This is a genomic window from Kitasatospora sp. NPDC059817 (assembly GCF_042731835.1).
GTDB lineage: Bacteria > Actinomycetota > Actinomycetes > Streptomycetales > Streptomycetaceae > Kitasatospora.
Genome location: NZ_JBHWIR010000186.1, coordinates 1 through 14202 on the forward strand (window position 1 = coordinate 1; position 14202 = coordinate 14202).

Annotated in this window: 13 protein-coding genes; 5 read left to right on the forward strand and 8 right to left on the reverse strand. The window is 71.6% G+C overall.

Annotated elements, in window-relative coordinates; translation table 11 throughout:
- Positions 1–186: 186 nt before the first annotated feature.
- The gene (locus tag ACFV61_RS29200) at positions 187–951 is read right to left on the reverse strand and encodes a polyprenol monophosphomannose synthase (RefSeq protein WP_380494831.1); all 765 of its coding nucleotides are present in this window, start codon (positions 949–951) and stop codon (positions 187–189) included.
- Positions 952–1280: 329 nt separating this feature from the next.
- Here ACFV61_RS29200 and manA point away from each other — a divergent pair, with 329 nt between their 5' ends.
- Positions 1281–2471: a mannose-6-phosphate isomerase, class I gene (manA, locus tag ACFV61_RS29205; protein WP_063348491.1), complete on the forward strand. Its 1191-nt coding sequence runs from the start codon at positions 1281–1283 to the stop codon at positions 2469–2471.
- Positions 2472–2545: 74 nt separating this feature from the next.
- Here manA and ACFV61_RS29210 read toward each other — a convergent pair whose 3' ends face one another.
- Both ACFV61_RS29210 and dnaB read right to left on the reverse strand, forming a co-directional pair.
- The gene (locus tag ACFV61_RS29210) at positions 2546–4012 is read right to left on the reverse strand and encodes an acyltransferase (RefSeq protein WP_079135734.1); all 1467 of its coding nucleotides are present in this window, start codon (positions 4010–4012) and stop codon (positions 2546–2548) included.
- 80 nt (positions 4013–4092) lie between these two features.
- Entirely contained in the window at positions 4093–5739 is a 1647-nt protein-coding gene (gene dnaB / locus ACFV61_RS29215; RefSeq protein ID WP_380428614.1) for a replicative DNA helicase, read from the reverse strand.
- 452 nt (positions 5740–6191) lie between these two features.
- Here dnaB and ACFV61_RS29220 point away from each other — a divergent pair, with 452 nt between their 5' ends.
- The gene (locus tag ACFV61_RS29220; protein ID WP_380428616.1) at positions 6192–7532 is read left to right on the forward strand and encodes an MATE family efflux transporter; all 1341 of its coding nucleotides are present in this window, start codon (positions 6192–6194) and stop codon (positions 7530–7532) included.
- Between the two features lie 128 nt (positions 7533–7660).
- Here the strand turns inward: ACFV61_RS29220 and rplI are convergent, their stop codons facing one another.
- The 4 genes from rplI to rpsF form a co-directional block, all read right to left on the reverse strand.
- Positions 7661–8107 carry a 50S ribosomal protein L9 gene (gene rplI, locus ACFV61_RS29225; RefSeq protein WP_063348488.1) on the reverse strand — a complete coding sequence of 149 codons (447 nt, stop codon included), beginning with the start codon at positions 8105–8107 and terminating at the stop codon, positions 7661–7663.
- A 17-nt stretch (positions 8108–8124) separates the two neighbouring features.
- Entirely contained in the window at positions 8125–8361 is a 237-nt protein-coding gene (rpsR, locus tag ACFV61_RS29230; protein WP_030304537.1) for a 30S ribosomal protein S18, read from the reverse strand.
- A gap of 80 nt (positions 8362–8441) precedes the next feature.
- The gene (locus tag ACFV61_RS29235) at positions 8442–9062 is read right to left on the reverse strand and encodes a single-stranded DNA-binding protein (RefSeq protein ID WP_063348487.1); all 621 of its coding nucleotides are present in this window, start codon (positions 9060–9062) and stop codon (positions 8442–8444) included.
- A 96-nt stretch (positions 9063–9158) separates the two neighbouring features.
- A complete protein-coding gene (gene rpsF, locus ACFV61_RS29240; RefSeq protein ID WP_063348486.1) occupies positions 9159–9449 on the reverse strand; it encodes a 30S ribosomal protein S6 in 291 nt (96 codons plus the stop codon).
- 315 nt (positions 9450–9764) lie between these two features.
- Between rpsF and ACFV61_RS29245 the strand changes: the two genes are divergently transcribed.
- The 3 genes from ACFV61_RS29245 (at position 9765) to ACFV61_RS29255 (ending at position 12409) form a co-directional block, all read left to right on the forward strand.
- Positions 9765–10064: a hypothetical protein gene (locus ACFV61_RS29245; RefSeq protein WP_063348485.1), complete on the forward strand. Its 300-nt coding sequence runs from the start codon at positions 9765–9767 to the stop codon at positions 10062–10064.
- 178 nt (positions 10065–10242) lie between these two features.
- A complete protein-coding gene (locus tag ACFV61_RS29250) occupies positions 10243–11361 on the forward strand; it encodes a peptidoglycan bridge formation glycyltransferase FemA/FemB family protein (protein ID WP_063348484.1) in 1119 nt (372 codons plus the stop codon).
- Between the two features lie 13 nt (positions 11362–11374).
- On the forward strand, positions 11375–12409 hold the full coding sequence (locus tag ACFV61_RS29255) for an alanine racemase (protein ID WP_063348483.1): 1035 nt from the start codon (positions 11375–11377) through the stop codon (positions 12407–12409).
- 31 nt (positions 12410–12440) lie between these two features.
- Here the strand turns inward: ACFV61_RS29255 and ACFV61_RS29260 are convergent, their stop codons facing one another.
- Positions 12441–14018, reverse strand: a complete 1578-nt coding sequence (locus ACFV61_RS29260; RefSeq protein WP_380369723.1) for a glycosyltransferase family 87 protein — start codon at positions 14016–14018, stop codon at positions 12441–12443.
- Between the last annotated feature and the right edge of the window lie 184 nt (positions 14019–14202).

The following is a 14202-nucleotide window of genomic DNA, read 5'->3' on the forward strand; positions in this document are numbered from 1 at the left end:
GGGGTGGGGGGGGGCGGGCGCGCGGGGGGGGCCCCCATCGCGGGTGCTGGAAATTTGGGGTTTGGGGGGGGGGGCACTTTGGGGTGGGGGGGGGCGGGCCCCGGGCCCCAAACACGCCCGGGGCCCGTCCGTTGTGGCAACGGACGGGCCCCGGGCGGTTACGTCGTGGAGGTTACGTCGTGGAGCTCAGCGCTTGATCGCGCCGCGCAGGCGGGCCAGCCGGTCGGAGACGCCCCAGGCGGTCACCCGCCACAGCGCCTCGACGACGATGTTGCGGCTCATCTTGGACGCGCCCAGCTCGCGCTCGACGAAGGTGATCGGCACCTCGGCCACCTTGAACCCGGCCTTCACCGTGCGCCAGGCCAGGTCGACCTGGAAGCAGTACCCGGCCGAGGCCACCTCGTCCATGCCCAGGCCCAGCAGGGTCTCCTTGCGGAACGCCCGGTAGCCGCCGGTGACGTCCCGGATCGGCACGCCCAGCGCCAGCCGCGAGTAGGTCGAGCCGCCGCGGGAGAGCAGCAGGCGCGACTTCGGCCAGTTCACCACCCGGCCGCCCGGCACCCAGCGCGAGCCCAGCACCAGGTCGGCGCCGCGCAGCGCGCCCAGCAGCCGGTCCAGTTCCTCGGGCTGGTGCGAGCCGTCCGCGTCCATCTCGACCAGGACGTCGTAGCCGCGGTCGATGCCCCAGCGGAAGCCCGCGAGGTAGGCGGCGCCCAGGCCCTCCTTGCCCTTGCGGTGCATGACGTGCACGTTCGGGTCCTCGGCGGACAGCTTGTCGGCCAGTTCGCCGGTGCCGTCGGGGCTGTTGTCGTCGGCGACCAGCACGTGGGCCTCGGGGACCGCCGCCCGCACCCGGCCGACGATCCGCTCGACGTTCTCCGCCTCGTTGTAGGTCGGAATGATCACCAGGACCCTGCCGAGATCAGCAAAACTCTGCTGGTTCACGGTCACGTACAAACCTCTCGGCCGATGGCGGGGAGTGTCAGAACACCATCGCCCGCACTCTGGAACGCGGCTCCGCCGGCAGCCCGCCGACGGAGTGACCACGGTGGAAACTGCTGTGCAGGGCGGAGACTACTGCGTCCTGGCATCCTACTACCGCGCCCGGGAACCACCGGTCCGGCCAGGGCACTCCCCTCCGGTACCCGCCGTTTCCTCGCGGGCGACACCGGTCGGCTAGGGTCGATGACCTTGCCCGTACCCGGACCCCCGCACCGCCGGGCCCGTTGCCCCGACGATCCGGCACACCCGCCACCCAGCGAAGGAGTAGGACCGCGCGCATGGACAGGCTCATCAACACCGTCCGCCCATACGCCTGGGGGTCGCTGACCGCCCTGCCCGAACTGCTCGGGCAGGAGCCGACCGGCGAACCGCAGGCCGAGCTGTGGATGGGCGCCCACCCCGGCGACCCGTCGCGGGCCGACCGGGGCGAGGGGCCCCGCCGGTTGGACGAGCTGATCGCGGCCGACCCCGAGGGCGAACTCGGCGCCGCGACCGTCGCCCGGTTCGGTCCGGCCCTGCCGTTCCTGTTCAAGATCCTGACCGCGGGCATCCCGCTGTCCATCCAGGCCCACCCCACGATCGCCCAGGCCCGCGCCGGGTTCGCCGCCGAGAACGCCCTCGGCATCCCGCTGGACGCCCCCGAGCGGAGCTACCGCGACGCCAACCACAAGCCCGAGATGGTCTGCGCGCTGGGCGCCTTCGAGGGGCTCTGCGGCTTCCGGCGGCCCGCCGAGGCGGCCGGGCTGATGGCCGGGCTCGCGGTGCCCGGGCTCGGCCCGCTGATCGACCTGCTGGCCGTCGAGGACGAGGCCGAGGCGCTGCGCGGCACGCTGGCCGCCATCCTCACCATGGACGGGAAGGCCGCCGAGGAGACCGTCCGGGAGACGGCCGCGGCCCTGGCCCGCACCGACCCGGCCGGCGACTACGGGCCGTACGCCCGGATCGCCGAGGACTTCCCGGAGGACCGCGGTCTGATCGCCGCCCTGCTGCTCAACCACTTCCGGCTCCGGGCCGGCGAGGCGCTCTATCTGGACGCCGGCGTGCCGCACGCCTACCTGGCGGGTGCCTGCGTCGAGCTCCAGGCCAACTCCGACAACGTGCTGCGGGCCGGCCTCACCCCCAAGCACATCGACCTGCCCGAGCTGCTGAAGGTCCTGGTCTTCGAGGCGGGCGCCCCCGAGCTGCTGCACCCCCGCCCGGTCGACGGCACCGCCGGCGAGGAGCTCTACCCCGTCCCGATCGACGAGTTCCGGCTCTCCCGCTTCGTCCTGGACGGCCGGGACCGCGAGATCGACGGCCGCGCCCCGCAGATCCTGCTCTGCACCGAGGGCACCGCCCGGCTCACCGCCGCCGACGGCACCACCCTGGACCTCGCCCGCGGCCGGTCGGCCTTCCTCCCCGCCACCGGCGCCCCCACCCGGCTGTCCGGCACCGCCACGACCCTCTTCCGCGCCACCGTCACCGTCTGACGGCACCCAGGAACCACGCGCCGAGGGCTCGCCTCCCGGGTAGGAGGCGAGCCCTCGGTGTGTCCGTGCGGCGGTCAGCCGACCCGTTGCCCCGGGCCGCCGGCGCCGACTTCGACCGGCACCTGATCCTTCTCCTGATCCTGGCCCCCGCCCTGGCCCTTCTCCCCGGACTGGGCCGGAACAGCCCCGGCGGCCTCGCCGGTCGCGGGCGCCCCGATCGACACGGCGGCCGCCGGCTGCAGGGCGCTGCCCGGCCAGCGGCGCTCGACCGCCTTGGCCACCTTGCGGCCCAGCTTCTGCACGGGCAGCTCCACCAGCCGGTACATCACCCAGCTCGCCAGCATGATCACGACGAGGTACTCGGCCGTCCAGATCAGCTTGCCGCCGGTCGTCGGCGGCACCTTGGGCACGTGCAGCAGCGGCTGGATGGTGTGGACCAGCGGGACGTGCAGCAGGTAGAGCGAGAAGCTGATCCCGCCGAGCCAGGTGAGCGGCTTCGGGAAGCGGCGCTTGCGCAGCGCCATGCCGATGCCGAACGTGATCCAGGCCCCGAGGTAGGAGCCGGCCCAGGCCATCCAGCCGGCCGTCCAGGTGTTCTGCTCCATGCCGTCACGGTTGTACATCCAGGCGACGGCCACCCCCGCGACGACCACGAAGCCGCAGCACAGGATCGCCTGGAGGCGGTCGATCTGGCGGTTCTCGGCCCGGTAGATCGCGGTGCCCGCGAACATCGTCGCGAAGATCATCAGGGTCTCGAACATCGGGGCCCGGCTGTTGTTGTACATCAGCACGAAGCCCAGCAGACCGAGCGTGATCGCCCCGACCCGGGTCAGGTTCGGCCGGCCGCTCAGCACGCAGGCGAAGCCGAACAGCACGATCAGGACGGAGCCCCAGACCAGGTTGCGGGTCGAGGTGATGTCGCTGGTCAGCGTGTGGGAGGCGATGGAGGTGCCGAAGAGCAGCGCCACGCCGGCGAAGCCGACCGCGATCGGGCCGCTGCGGCGGTGCTGGCCGACCGTGAAGAGCGCGGTGACCATGTAGTAGAAGACCATCTCGTAGCTGAGGGTCCACATGACGCCCAGGCCGTTCCAGACGCCCATGAAGTCCTGCAGCATGGTCGAGTTGGCGGCCACGTAGATCAGGTCGTGATCGGTGGCGAAGAGCGCGACCGAGCCGTCGCCCTTCGGGATGATGGCCAGCGCCACCGTGATACCGATGATCACCGGCGGCCAGAGCCGGAAGATCCGTCCGATCCAGAACGCCCGCACGTCCCCGCGACGCTCCAGCGAGGCCGGGATGATGTAGCCGCTGACCAGGAAGAACAGCATGACGCCGTAGAGGCCCAGGTCGGCGTGCCACCAGATGAAGGACGCCACCCCGTCCGGCAGCATCTTCAGGACGTCGAAGTGGTGGAGCGCCACCACCAGGGCGGCCACGCCGCGAAGCGCGTCGAGCCAGCCCAGCCGACTGGCCGACCCGCTCGCCCGAGCCTTCGTGCTTCCCCCGGCCCGGCGGGCGGACAGCTGTCGTATCGTTTTCACCGCACGGACAGTAGCTCATCACACTGCTGCGTTGGCCTCGGTGACGGTCGGACGAGGCCCCCCGGTGCCCCTCGTCAGTGCTAGTCCCGGGTCATGTCGACGAAGCGCGAGTAGTGGCCCTGGAAGGCCACCGTGATGGTGGCGGTGGGGCCGTTACGGTGCTTGGCGACGATCAGGTCGGCCTCGCCGGCGCGCGGGGACTCCTTCTCGTAGGCGTCCTCGCGGTGGAGCAGGATGACCATGTCGGCGTCCTGCTCGATCGAGCCGGACTCGCGCAGGTCGGAGACCATCGGCCGCTTGTCGGTGCGCTGTTCGGGGCCACGGTTCAGCTGGGAGAGCGCGATGACCGGGACTTCCAGCTCCTTGGCCAGCAGCTTCAGGTTTCGCGACATGTCGGAGACCTCCTGCTGGCGGTTCTCGGCCCGGCGGGAGCCGCCGGACTGCATCAGCTGGAGGTAGTCGATGACGACGAGCTTGATGTCGTTGCGCTGCTTGAGCCGGCGGCACTTGGCCCGGATCTCCATCATCGACAGGTTCGGGGAGTCGTCGATGAACAGCGGCGCCTCGCTGACGTCGGGCATCCGGCGGGCGACGCGGGTCCAGTCGTCGTCCGTCATGTTCCCGGAGCGCATGTGGTGCAGCGCGACCCGGGCCTCGGCGGACAGCAGGCGCATGGCGATCTCGTTGCGGCCCATTTCGAGCGAGAAGATCACGCTCGGCAGCTTGTTCTGGATCGAGCAGGCGCGGGCGAAGTCCAGCGCCAGGGTCGACTTGCCCATCGCGGGGCGGGCCGCGATGACGATCATCTGGCCGGGGTGGAGGCCGTTGGTGAGCGCGTCGAAGTCGGCGAAGCCGGTCGGGACGCCGGACATCTGGCCGTTGCGGGAGCCGATCGCCTCGATCTCGTCGAGGGCGCCCTCCATGATGTCGGCGAGCGGCGCGTAGTCCTCGTTGGTGCGCTGCTCGGTGACGGCGTAGATCTCCGCCTGGGCGGCGTTGACGATCTCGTCGACGTCGCCCTCGGCCGCGTAGCCCATGCCGGCGATCCGGGTGCCGGCCTCGACCAGGCGGCGCAGGACGGCGCGCTCGTGGACGATCTGGGCGTAGTACTCGGCGTTGGCGGCGGTCGGGACGGAGTTGACCAGGGTGTGCAGGTAGGAGGCGCCGCCGACGCGCTGGAGCTCGCCGCGCTTGGTGAGCTCGCCGGCCACGGTGATCGGGTCGGCCGGCTCGCCGCGGGCGTACAGGTCGAGGATCGCGCCGTGGACCATCTCGTGCGCGGGCCGGTAGTAGTCGGCCGGCTTGAGCACCTCGACCACGTCGGCGATGGCGTCCTTGGACAGCAGCATGCCGCCGAGGACGGACTGCTCGGCGGCGAGGTCCTGCGGGGGGACGCGCTCGAAGCCGTCCGCGCCGCCCTGGCCCTCGTCGTCGCCACGGCGCTGCCAGCCGCCGCCACCGCCACCGCTCTGCGAACCGTCGCGCTGGGAGCCGCTCCGGCCGCCCTTGCCGCCCTTCTGGAAGCCGCCCTCGCGGCCGCCGCCGTCGCGGTTGCCGTCCCGGCCGCCGCCCTGGCCGGAGCGGCTGCGGGAGACCGGGAGCCGGTCGCCGGGCCCGTCGGGGAAGGACGTGTCGTCGAAGGCGCCGGCGGGGAAGGGGTCCTCGGCGGGCTGCCAGTCCTCCTCCGGCGGCGGGGCGTCGTGGTCGTCGTACTGGGGGCCGGTCACGCGTGTTCCCCGATCAGCGAGTGGTGCGAGTTGGAGCGGGTCTTGCCGGTGGCTGGGTGGAGCGGAGCCGCTCCTCTTTGTACGCCACGGCACCGACAAATCGGACGCCGGGGCGGGCGGGAGTGTCGGGCGGAGGGCCCACGCTAAGGCGCCGGGAGCCGTTCAGCCAAGGCGGTTATCCACAGGGGGTGTGGACGAGCGGCCCTGGGCTGTGGAGAAGTGCCGCAAAGCTGTGGACGCCCCTGTGGAAGGCCCTGTGGATAACCAGACCATCTGTCCACCGTCAACCTGTTGACCAGGTATTACCTCTTTCCGGGCCTGTGCATGAGAAATTCTTCACACACAGCCGGACCCCCGCGGGCGCGAAGCGGGTCGAACGCCTCGCTCAAGAATTCGAGTAATAGACAACTGCCACTAGCAGTCATTACCTGTGGATGAGTAGCCTGGAGCCCATGACCGCCCCTCCCGCAGCCCCGACCCCCTCCAGACGCCGGCACGACCGGGAGATCCTCGCACTGGCCGTCCCGGCCTTCGGCGCGCTGGTCGCCGAACCGCTCTTCCTGATGGCCGACTCGGCGATCGTCGGCCACCTCGGCACCCCACAGCTGGCCGGGGTCGGCATCGCCGCCGCCGCGCTGTCCACCGCGACCGGCGTGTTCGTCTTCCTCGCCTACGCCACCACCGCGGCGGTGGCCCGCCGGATCGGTGCCGGGGACCGCCGCGGCGCCGTCCAGCAGGGCGTCGACGGCATCTGGCTCGCCCTCGGTCTGGCCGTCCCGGTGGTGCTGCTCACCGTGCTGCTGGCCCCCTGGGCGGCCGACGTCCTGGGGGCTTCGGAGACCGCCGCCCCCTACGCCGTGACGTACCTGCGGATCAGCGCCCTGGGCATCCCCGCGATGCTCATGGTGATGGCCGCCACCGGCGTGCTGCGCGGCCTCCAGGACACCCGCACGCCGCTGCTGGTGGCGATCGCGGGCTTCGCCGCCAACATCGGCCTGAACGCCGGCCTGGTGTACGGCGCCGGGCTCGGGGTGGCCGGCTCGGCCTGGGGCACCGTGCTCGCGCAGACCGGGATGGCCGCCGTCTACCTGGTCGTGGTGGTGCGCGGGGCGCGGCGCGAGCACGCCTCGCTGCGGCCGGACGCGGCCGGCATCCGGGCCAGTGCGAGGGCGGGCGGTCCGCTGCTGGTCCGGACGGTCAGCCTGCGCGCGGTGCTGATGATCGCCACCGCGGTGGCCGCCCGGCTGGGCGACGACCAGGTGGCCGCGCACCAGATCACCATGACGCTGTTCAGCTTCCTGGCCTTCGCCCTGGACGCCATCGCGATCGCCGGCCAGGCGATCATCGGCCGCTACCTGGGCGCCGAGGACATCCCGGGCGCCAGGGCCGCCACCCGTCGGATGGTCGAGTGGGGCATCGGCTCGGGCGTGCTGCTGGGTCTGCTGCTGGTGGCCGCCCGCCCGCTGTACGTCCCGCTGTTCACGCCCGATCCGGCGGTGCAGGGGCAGTTGGACACCGCCCTGCTGCTGCTCGCGCTCAGCCAGCCGGTCGCCGGCCTGGTCTTCGTGCTGGACGGGGTGCTGATGGGCGCCGGGGACGGCCCCTACCTGGCCTGGGCGGCGATCGCGACCCTGGCGGTGTTCACCCCGGCGGCGATCGCGGTGCCGGCCACCGGCACCGGGCTGGCCGGGCTGTGGTGGGCGATGAACCTGTTCATGCTGGTCCGCGCGGCCTTCCTGGTCGGGCGGGCGCGCGGCGGCCGCTGGCTGGTCACCGGGGCCGTCCGGAGCTGACGGCGCCGGGGCCGAGGGCTCCGGCACGGAATGCGCCGACACCGAATGCGCAGGGGCCGAACGCTCCGGAACACGACCGAGGGCCGGACTCCCGGAGGAGTCCGGCCCTCAGGCCACTGCTACGGAACTCAGGCAGCGACGACGGCGACGTCGAGGTTGGCCTGGACGTCGGCGTGCAGCTTGACCGAGACCTTGTGGGTGCCCACGGTCTTGATCGGCGAGGCGATCGCGACGGCGCGCTTGTCCACGGCCGGGCCGCCGGCGGCCTTGATGGCCTCCACGACGTCGGCCTGGGTCACCGAACCGAACAGACGGCCGGCGTCACCCGAGCGAACGGCCAGCTTGACCTGGACGCCCTCGAGCTTGCCCTTGACCTCGTTGGCGGCCTCAAGGGTCTGGATCTCGTGGATCTTGCGGGCGCGACGGATCGCGTCGACGTCCTTCTGGCCGCCCTTGGTCCAGCGGATGGCGTAGCCACGCGGAACCAGGTAGTTGCGGGCGTAGCCGTCCTTGACCTCGACGACCTCGCCGGCGGAGCCGAGACCCGGCACCTCGTGCGTGAGGATGATCTTCATTACTTGGTCACCCTCTCTTAGCGCGCGGTGCTGGTGTAGGGCAGCAGCGCCATCTCACGGCTGTTCTTCACGGCCGTGGCGACGTCACGCTGGTGCTGGGTGCAGTTGCCGGTGACCCGGCGGGCACGGATCTTGCCACGGTCGGAGATGAACTTCCGCAGCAGGTTCGTGTCCTTGTAGTCAACGTAGTTGACCTTGTCCTTGCAGAAGACGCAAACCTTCTTCTTCGGCTTGCGAGCAGGCGGCTTCGCCATTGTGTGCTCCATTTGGGGTTCACGGCCCGGCCGGCGTCCTCAGGACGCCGGCGGCCGGGCCGCACGAAATCTGTCAGCTCTTAGAACGGAGGCTCTTCCGAGAAGCCGCCACCGGACGGGGCGCCCCAGCTGCCGCCGCCCTGTTGGCCGCCGGACGGAGTGCTGGACGCCCACGGGTCGTCGGAGGGGCCGGACTGGCCGCCGCCGCCGGAGTTTCCACCCCAGCTGCCGCCGCCGCCCTGCTGGCCGCCACCGCCGCCCCAACCGCCCTGCTGGCCACCGCCGCCGCCCTGCTGGCCGCCGAAGCCGCCACCAGAGCCGCCGGGGCCACCGGACCGGTTGGCCCGGGTGACCTTCGCGGTCGCCGAGCGCAGGCTCGGGCCGACCTCGTCGACCTCGACCTCGAAGACCGTCCGCTTCTCGCCTTCCTTGGTCTCGTAAGACCGCTGGCGCAGTCGGCCCTGCACGATGACGCGCATGCCGCGCTGCAGCGACTCGGCCACGTTCTCCGCCGGCTGCCGCCAGACGTTGCACGTGAGGAAGAGGCTCTCGCCGTCCTTCCACTCGTTCGTCTGACGGTCGAAGGTGCGGGGGGTGGACGCGATACGGAACTTCGCGACCGCCGCACCCGACGGGGTGAAGCGCAGCTCGGGGTCGTCGACGAGATTGCCGACGAGGGTGATGACGGTCTCGCCTGCCATGGTGGTGATGACCTCTCGGGAAGATGTCCGTTCACCGCTGTTTCACGTGAAACAGCGGACGCGAGCTACCCGAGACCCGAAGGCCTCAGAGGTGGCTCAGTGGGTGTCCGGGCGCAGGACCTTGGTCCGCAGAACCGACTCGCTCAGGCCCATCTGGCGGTCGAGCTCCTTGACGACCTCAGGCGTGGCCTTCAGGTCGATGACCGAGTAGATGCCCTCGGACTGCTTGTTGATCTCGTAAGCCAGACGGCGACGACCCCAGGTGTCGACCTTCTCCACCTTGCCGCCGGCGTTCCGGACGACGGTGAGGAAGTTCTCGATCAGGGGGGAGACAGCGCGCTCCTCGACCGAGGGGTCGAGGATGACCATCACCTCGTAGTGACGCATGGGTAACCCACCTCCTTTGGACTCAACGGCCACGGTCTCTCCGTGGCAGGAGGGTTGTGCAGCGTCGGCACCGGAGCAGTGACGACACCGGCCACCGTAGCGGCCGGGTCCGACAATCGGGCCCCGCTCACCCGACAGGGTGGTCGCCCGGAAGAGGGCGCAAGGGGGCACAACTACACCAGTGCAGACGGCACAGCCTACCCGCACCCGGACGGCCGAACAAAACGCATAGGGGTTGTGAGACCGGCCCAACCGCCGCAATCTGGACGGAACGGGATTCCTGCCCGTTCGTCTCCACGCCAGGAGGTGGGACTCATGGCCCAGTCCGTCCACCGCATGCCCGCGCTCACACTGAACACCGACGGCCACCCGCACCCCCGCGAGAACGCCCTGGTGGGCCTCACCGCCGTGCTGGGCGTGATCGCCTTCACCACCTCGTTCTTCCACAACCTGCACCTGCTGACCTCGTGGACCGGCCTGTTCGGGATCATCACGGGGCTGCTCGGCATGTTCGTCTCGGTCACCACGGCCGAGCGCTTCGTGCTGATGATCACGCTCGGCGCCTCCGCCATCGGCTTCTACCTCGGCATCGCCCGCGGCGGCCTCTGGGGCTGAGCCGCCCCCGGTCGCACCGTTCCGGAACCCTCGGCGCCCCCGTGGCGTATCTGCAAGGAGACAGGTACGCGACGGGGGCGCCGTCGCGCCCGCAGCGGCGGGCGCCCGGGCCCCGGACGATAGGGTCAGCCCGAGAACCTGGGCCCACCGCAGCCCGACCGACGAGGAGCACCGAGCAATGAGCCTGCGCCTGAGGACGATCACCCGCGAGGAGCACCTCGCCTTCATCAGGAGCCGCGCCTCGGCCAGCCACATGCAGGTGCCGTCGTGGGGCGACGTGAAGGCCGAGTGGCGCTCGGAGTCGATCGGCTGGTTCGACGAGGCCAACCAGCTCGTCGGCGCCGGCCTGGTGCTCTACCGGCAGCTGCCCAAGCTCAAGCGCTACCTCGCCTACCTGCCCGAGGGCCCGGTCATCGACTGGTTCGACCGGGACCTCGACCGCTGGCTCTCCCCGATGCTCGCCCACCTCAAGTCGCAGGGCGCGTTCTCGGTCAAGATGGGCCCGCCGATCGTCATCCGCCGCTGGAACGCCCCCACCATCAAGGAGGCCATCGCCGGCAAGCAGGCCAAGCGCCTGCGCGACGTCGAGGCCGACTGGTACGAGGCGCGCGCCTTCGAGGTGGCCGACCGGCTGCGCAAGGCCGGCTGGCTGCAGGGCGAGGACGGCGGCGCCGGCTTCGGCGACGTCCAGCCGCGCTACGTGTTCCAGGTGCCGCTGGCCAACCGCTCGCTGGACGACATCCACAAGAACTTCAACCAGCTCTGGCGCCGCAACATCAAGAAGGCCGAGAAGAGCGGCGTCGAGGTGTACCAGGGCGGCTACGACGAGCTGCCGATCTTCCACCAGCTCTACCTGGTGACCGCCGAGCGCGACAAGTTCACCCCGCGCCCGCTGTCCTACTTCCAGCGGATGTGGAAGGCCCTCACCGCCGAGGACCAGAACCGGATGCGGCTCTACATCGCCTACCACGACGGCGAGCCGCTGGCCGCGACCACGATGCTGGTGGTCGGCGAGCACGTCTGGTACTCCTACGGCGCCTCGGCCAACCACAAGCGCGAGGTCAAGCCGTCCAACGCGATCCAGTGGCGGATGATGCGCGACTCCTACGCGCTCGGCGGCGGCGTGTACGACCTGCGCGGCATCAGCGACACCCTGGACGAGAACGACCACCTGTTCGGCCTGATCCAGTTCAAGGTCGGCACCGGCGGCCAGGCCGCCGAGTACCTCGGCGAGTGGGACTTCCCGCTCAACAAGCTGCTGCACAAGGCCCTCGACCTCTACATGTCCCGCCGCTGAGGAGGCTGACCCGATGACGCTGTCGCTCTACCTCGACACCGAACGCTGGCGCACCCACCAGCGCTCCGTCCTCGCCGAGTTCCCCGGTCTGGTGCCGGTCGCCAAGGGGAACGGCTACGGCCTGGGCAACCACCGGCTGGCCGAGGAGGCGACGCTGCTGGGCACCGGTGTGCTGGCCGTCGGCACCGCGTACGAGGCGGCCGACGCCGCCGAGTGGTACGGCGGCGAGCTGCTGGTGCTCACCCCGTACCGGGTCGGCGAGGAGGCGCTGCCGCTGCCGCACGCCCGGGTGATCCGGACGGTGGCGAACCTGGACGCGCTGCGGGCGCTGCGCGGCGCCCGGGTGGTGGTGGAGTGCATGACCTCCATGCGCCGCCACGGGGTGAGCGCCGCCGACCTCACGGCCGTCGCCGCCGAGCTGGACGGCGTCGCCTTCGAGGGCCTGGCGCTGCACCTGCCGATGGACCGGCCGGACGGCTCCAGCCCGACCGAGGAGGTCGTCCACTGGGTGGACACCGCCCGGGCGGCCGGGGTGCCGGTGCACACCGTGTACGTCAGCCACCTCGGCGCGGCCGGCATGGAGCAGTTGGCCCAGCGCTACCCGGACATCGTCTTCCGGGCCCGGATCGGCACCCGGCTCTGGCTGGGCGACCACGGCGCGCTGGAGGTCCGGGCCACGGTGCTGGACGTCACCCCGGTGAAGAAGGGCGACCGCTACGGCTACCGCCAGCACCCGGCGCCGGCCGACGGCCACATCGTGGTGGTGGCCGGCGGCACCGCGCACGGCATCGGCCTGGAGGCGCCCAAGTACGTGCAGACCATGGCCTCCCGGGCCAAGGGCATCGCCCGGGCCGGCCTGGCGACCGTCAACAAGACCAAGTCGCCGTTCCACTGGGCCGGCAAGCAGCTCTGGTTCGCCGAGCCGCCGCACATGCAGGTCTCACTGCTGTTCCTGGACGGCGAGACCAAGCCCCCCGCGATCGGCGAGGAGCTCGGCCTCCAGGTCCGGCACACCACCACGCACTTCGACCGCGTGGTGGACCGCTAGACCCTGTCCGGCCCTAGAACGACTGAGGCGCCTACGCCTTCTCGGCCGGCTCCGGCAGTTCCGGCTCGTCCAGCCACTGCTCGGAGCCGGCCGGCGCGTATCCGGCGTAGCTCTCCTCCTCGCGCAGCGTCCGGGCGGTGCCGAGCACGAACACGTCCGGGGCCCGGTCGAGCACCCCGCCGGACGGGTCGTCGCTGCCGTCCCAGCGCACCGGGTCGCGGTCCGGCTGCAGGGCGTCGCGGACCACCATGACCACCAGGTAGAGCGTGCCCAGCAGGTGCAGCACGACCGCGAAGTGGTACCAGGCCTCGCCGATCCCGTGCTGCTTGGGCCCGGTGACGAAGCCCAGGTGGGACCAGATGCCCAGGGTGTACAGCACCTCGCAGGCCTGCCAGATCAGGAAGTCCCGCCAGCGCGGCCGGGCCAGCACCGCGAGCGGCAGCAGCCAGAGCGCGTACTGCGGCGAGTACACCTTGTTGACCAGCACGAACAGGGCGACCACCAGGAAGGCCAGCTGCGCGAAGCGCGGGCGGCGGGGCGCCGTGAAGCCGAGCCACGCTATGGCCAGGCAGCCGAGGACCATCAGCACGCCGATGTAGAGGTCGAGGTCGGCCAGCCCCGTGCCCCGGCTCTGCATCAGGATCAGCCAGAACGAGCCGTAGTCCTCGGCGCGGTGCTTGCTGAACACGTAGAAGGTCGACCAGCCCTGCCAGTTGGCCGCCATGATCGGCAGGTTGACCAGCAGCCAGGAGCCGACCGCGCCGGCCAGCATCACCCGGAACTCACGCCACTTCCCGGCCCGCCAGCAGAGCACCAGCAGCGGGCCGAGCAACAGCACCGGGTAGAGCTTGGCCGCGGTGGCCAGGCCGATGAAGACACCCGCCCAGCCGGGCCGGGAGCCGGACCACCAGGCCATCGCCACGGCGGCCAGCGCGACCGCGAGGAGGTCCCAGTTGACCGTGCCGTTCAGCAGCAGGACGGGCGCGAGCGCGAACAGCAGGGCGTCCCAGGGGCGGCGGCGGTGGGTGCGCGAGAGCGCCACCACGGCGACCACCGCGCAGGCCATCAGCAGCCCCGCGTTGATCGCCCAGAACCACCGCTCCTGGTCCTGCGAGGTGCCGGCGCCGGGCGTCAGCCAGGCCGCGACCTGCATGAACAGGCCGGTCAGCACCGGGTATTCGAGGTACTGCAGATCCCCCGAGGTGCCCGGGATGCGGTCCACGTACGGGTGCAGCCCGGCCGAGAAGCCGCGGCCGGAGAACAGGTGCGGGATGTCGCTGTAGCAGGCGTGGATGTACTGCGGCGAACCCGGCTGGAACCAGGCCTGGTTGTAGCAGGGCGCCTTCTGCACCATGCCGAGCACCGAGACCACGATCACCGCCAGCGCCAGGAAGCGCGCCGGGATCCACCAGGAGACGCCCAGCAGCGCCCGGCGGCCCGGCGGGCCGCCGATCACCTCGCTGCCGGCCGCCGCCACCGGGTCCTCGTCGGCCGGGACGACCACGGTGTTGACCGGCGGCGCGGCCGTGGCGACGGCCGGCCCGACCGGCCCTGCGGCGTCGCCGGGCCCGGCCGGCCCTGCGGATTCGTCACGATCGCTCGACGTCATGCCGGACATCCTGCCGCACCGGCCCCACCGGGACGAGGAGGACCCCGCAACGGGCCCGGCCTCCGTCGCCCGGCGGCACGGCGAATCATGACGAAACGGCGGGGGGGGGGCGCCCCCGGGGGGGCCCCCCCCCCCGGGGCGGCTGGCGCCACCCCGGGGGGGGGGGGGCGGGCCCCCCCCCCTG

Bases quoted from the DNA above. Each gene is read 5' to 3' on its own strand.
- manA (WP_063348491.1), top strand. From the start codon at position 1,281: ATGGACAGGCTCATCAACACCGTCCGCCCATACGCCTGGGGGTCGCTG.
- ACFV61_RS29220 (WP_380428616.1), top strand. From the start codon at position 6,192: ATGACCGCCCCTCCCGCAGCCCCGACCCCCTCCAGACGCCGGCACGAC.
- rplI (WP_063348488.1), bottom strand. From the start codon at position 8,107: ATGAAGATCATCCTCACGCACGAGGTGCCGGGTCTCGGCTCCGCCGGC.
- rpsR (WP_030304537.1), bottom strand. From the start codon at position 8,361: ATGGCGAAGCCGCCTGCTCGCAAGCCGAAGAAGAAGGTTTGCGTCTTC.
- ACFV61_RS29235 (WP_063348487.1), bottom strand. From the start codon at position 9,062: ATGGCAGGCGAGACCGTCATCACCCTCGTCGGCAATCTCGTCGACGAC.
- rpsF (WP_063348486.1), bottom strand. From the start codon at position 9,449: ATGCGTCACTACGAGGTGATGGTCATCCTCGACCCCTCGGTCGAGGAG.
- ACFV61_RS29245 (WP_063348485.1), top strand. From the start codon at position 9,765: ATGGCCCAGTCCGTCCACCGCATGCCCGCGCTCACACTGAACACCGAC.
- ACFV61_RS29250 (WP_063348484.1), top strand. From the start codon at position 10,243: ATGAGCCTGCGCCTGAGGACGATCACCCGCGAGGAGCACCTCGCCTTC.
- ACFV61_RS29255 (WP_063348483.1), top strand. From the start codon at position 11,375: ATGACGCTGTCGCTCTACCTCGACACCGAACGCTGGCGCACCCACCAG.
- ACFV61_RS29260 (WP_380369723.1), bottom strand. From the start codon at position 14,018: ATGACGTCGAGCGATCGTGACGAATCCGCAGGGCCGGCCGGGCCCGGC.